The organism is Amaricoccus sp. W119, from assembly GCF_047275745.1.
GTDB lineage: Bacteria > Pseudomonadota > Alphaproteobacteria > Rhodobacterales > Rhodobacteraceae > Amaricoccus.
In genome coordinates, this window is sequence record NZ_JBKQWU010000202.1 from 1 (window position 1) to 814 (window position 814).

Sequence of the window (814 nt, forward strand, 5' to 3'; positions counted from 1 at the left end):
CTCGACCCAGAGAAAGGCGCCGAAGGGGCGGGCCGATGACGCGGCGCTCACCGCCGATATCGTCGCACTCGCCACCCAGTACGGCCGCTATGGCTATCGCCGGATCGCCGCGATGCTCCGGGCGGCCGGCTGGGCGGTGAACGTCAAGCGGGTCGAGCGCATTTGGCGCCTGGAGGGGCTCAAGGTGCCGGGAAAGCAACCGAAAAAGGGGCGGCTTTGGTTAAACGACGGTTCTTGCCTCCGGCTCCGACCCGAGCGGCCCAACCATGTATGGTCCTACGACTTCGTCGAGGACCGGACCCACGACGGCAGGAAGTTCCGCATGCTCAACGTCATCGACGAGTTCACCCGGGAGTGCCTGGCGATCCGCATCGACCGGAAGCTGAAGTCCACGGATGTCATCGACGTCCTGTCGGATCTCTTCATTGTGCGCGGCGTGCCGGGCCATGTACGTTCTGACAACGGGCCCGAGTTCATCGCCAAGACCGTGCGGGAGTGGATCGTCGCCGTGGGAGCCAGGACCGCCTTCATCGAGCCCGGCAGCCCCTGGGAGAACGGCTACTGCGAGAGCTTCAACTCGAAGCTCCGCGACGAGCTGCTAAACGGGGAGTTGTTCTACAGTCTCGCCGAGGCGCGGATCGTCATCGAAAGCTGGCGCCAGCATTACAATACCCTGCGCCCGCACTCGAGCCTCGGCTACAAGCCGCCCGCGCCGGCCGCCGTGCTCTGGCCGGAGACGCCGACCACTTCAACCATGGCCGCGAAGCCGACCATGCATTAGATCTGAACCGGGCCACCCAATGGGGGCAGGCCA

General features: G+C 65.4%; 1 protein-coding gene. It reads left to right on the plus strand.

What is annotated here, in order from left to right:
- On the plus strand, positions 1-781 hold a 781-nt coding region (locus ACLJK8_RS22980; RefSeq protein ID WP_413152706.1), incomplete at its 5' end, for an IS3 family transposase.
- Positions 782-814: the final 33 nt, after the last annotated feature.